At 40.6% G+C, this 219-nt stretch carries 1 pseudogene; it reads right to left on the reverse strand.

Annotated elements, in window-relative coordinates:
* A pseudogene (locus tag C6N31_RS47585) lies at nucleotides 1-219 on the reverse strand (hypothetical protein); the annotation flags it as partial.

Raw genomic sequence — 219 nt, forward strand, 5'->3', positions numbered from 1 at the left:
CTGCCTTCCCGTTACTCTTGCTTTTGATTGCTCCCACAAGCTTGTCAGCATCAGCAATGTCTCTCAGGTATAAAATATTGCCTGCATTAGCTCCTTCTACGTTAAAATCTGTCAGCTTTATTACTGTGGAACCAGTTGCAATGACGAGGATTTTGTATGTGAAAGCATCTCCAGCAAGACTAAAGAGTTGATGATTGGCAAGATTTGCTTTTACAATTG

This window comes from Streptomyces fildesensis, assembly GCF_016107395.1.
Classification (GTDB): Bacteria; Actinomycetota; Actinomycetes; order Streptomycetales; family Streptomycetaceae; genus Actinacidiphila; species Actinacidiphila fildesensis.